Origin of the sequence: Zooshikella harenae (assembly GCF_018837975.1) — a bacterium.
In the GTDB taxonomy this organism is placed as follows: domain Bacteria; phylum Pseudomonadota; class Gammaproteobacteria; order Pseudomonadales; family Zooshikellaceae; genus Zooshikella; species Zooshikella harenae.
Map to the genome: position 1 here is coordinate 1 of NZ_JAGSOY010000183.1, position 2,584 is coordinate 2,584.

Here is a 2,584-nt window from a genome sequence, read left to right on the forward strand (position 1 = left end):
GTCGGCCTGGTTATCCAGCACATTTAAGGTCAGATCAAACTTAGCGGTGGGGCTGGTTTCCGCCAGCGCTTCAATCACTAAATCCCCCAGCTGTTGCTGAGTAACATCTTGGGTCTGTACCGCCAGCATGACCTGGAACAACGGATGATGACTTAAGTGACGATTCGGCTGCAGGACCTCCACCAACTGTTCAAACGGTACTTGCTGGTGTGCATAAGCATCCAGCGCTGTTTCTCGGCAACGCGCCAATAGTTCAGTGAATGAGGGGTTACCAGACAGGTCGGTGCGCAACACCAGAGTATTCACAAAGAAACCGATAAGCGCTTCTATCTCCAGCTGTTCCCGATTCGCCACTGGGGTACCCAGCACGATATCGGTTTCCCCACTGTAGCGACTGAGCAGCAAGGCAAAGGCAGCTTGTAGTCCCATAAACAGGGTCACGCCCTGCGCTTGGCAGAAATCCCTAAAGGCTATCGCTAACTTGGCAGGCACCGCTTGCTGATACACCTCCCCGGTATAGCTTTGTTCTTTGGGACGAGGCATATCCAGTGGCAGACTGTGTACATCAGGAATATCCATCAACTGCATTTGCCAGTACTGCAGCTGCTTCTGTAATACCTCACCTTGCAACCAGTTCCGCTGCCAAACCGCATAATCGGCATACTGAATAGCCAATGAAGGCAATGGATTCGACAGACCTTGGCAATACGCCTGATACAGAGTTGTTAACTCATTGAACAGTAAATCTGTAGACCAGCCATCGGAGGCAATATGGTGCATGGTCAGCAGCAGGACATGCTCACTGTCTGTTAATTCAACCAGCTGACAACGCAACATCAGGTCATGGCTAAGATCAAAGGGTGTTTCCGCTTCAGCGTTCATCAGTGCATTTAACTGTGATTCACGCTGAGTAGCCGTCATTGCTTTTAGGTCTACAGTGGCTAGCGGTAATACACTGGGAGCCGCTTGAATTAGCTGATAACTCTGACCATTTTTTTCAATATAACAAGTTCTTAGCACTTCATGGCGCGTCACGATTGTTGACAATGCCTGTGATAGTGCTTGCTTATTTAAATCGCCTGTCAGTTTAAACACCCCAGGCATGTTATATGAGGCTCCGCCTTCCAGTTGTTGCAGGAACCAAAGCCGTTGCTGAGCAAAAGATAATGGAAAGAACAATGGTAAAGAGTCTGAGCGGTCTGCTGGCTTAATAGCAAGTGCCTGATCACCTGCCAAACTGGCAATTTCTTTTGCCATACTGGCTAATGTTGCACTTATAAAGACCTGTTTAATGGACAGCTCTGCACCAAACTGCTCTCTTATCTTCGCGACCAATCGAACAGCTAATAACGAGTGTCCACCCAGTTTAAAGAAGTTTGCATGAACACTGACGGGGTTGTTGAGTTCCAACACCTCCTGCCAAATCAACGCCAGCTGTGCCTCAGTTTCTGTGGTGGGTGCCACATAGTCATCACCCGCGTTATATTCAGGCACCGGTAATGCCTTGCGATCCAGCTTACCGTTCGCATTCGCCGGGAATGCGGCCAACACCACCCAAGCGGCTGGGATCATAAAGTCCGGCAACTGCTCTTGAAGCACCTGACTTAATGGTTCAATCAATACGGTTTGATCTGTACTAGCCACCTCCGCATTCGTTGGCACCACATAAGCTACTAGCTGTTTATCGCCAGGCTCATCTTCCCGTACCAGCACTACTGCATCATGCACTGTGTCCTGCTGACGTAACGCGGTTTCAATCTCACCCAACTCAATACGGAAGCCTCTCAGCTTGACTTGGGTATCCAGTCGTCCAAAGAATTCCAACTCACCATTGGCGAGCCAGCGCACTAAATCACCGGTGCGATACACTCGTGCCCCAGCATCCGCACTGAATGGATGTGCAATAAACTTCTCCGCGGTCAGCTCAGGACGATTCAGATAACCTCGTGCTAAGCCAATCCCACCAATCAGTAACTCACCGGGCACACCCACAGGTACTAACTGTTGCTGGCTATCTACGACATACACTTCTGTGTCTAAGGTAGCGCTACCAATCGGCACACTGCCCCCACCACTTACGGGTTGATCCGTGCTTCCAGCACCTAACCAGTACAGGGTGGAGGAAATGGTGGTTTCTGTGGGTCCATAGTTATTGATTAACTGACAATGCTGCTGGGCAGGTCCCGTCAGCCAACCTTCGGCAAAGTCGGGCGGTAATACATCACCACTGACCACTAATCGGCTCAGTGAGGTCGCTTGCCAAAAGGTGGTATCCATGAGCACAGGCTCTAACAAGGCCTTGGCATACAAGGGGGGGAATTCAGTAATGGTGATAGGGTTGGCTTGCAACCAGCTGACAAACTCTGCCGAGGTCCACAACTCCGCAGGACGAATATACAAACAGGCTCCGCTGGTTAGGGCTTCAAACACCTGCTCCACTGCTGCATCAAAGCCAATGTTGGAGAATTGCAATACGCAGTCTTCAGCACTGATGCCATAAGCCTGGATAATACTTTGGATATGGCTGACCAATGCCTGATGCTCAATCATCACTCCTTTGGGCTTACCCGTAGAGCCCGAGGTA

Annotated in this window: 1 protein-coding gene; it reads right to left on the reverse strand. The window is 50.2% G+C overall.

The annotated features are described in order from the left end of the window. Window positions 1–2,584: condensation domain-containing protein (locus KCG35_RS24530; RefSeq protein WP_215822485.1), on the reverse strand; the 2,584-nt coding region annotated here is incomplete at both ends.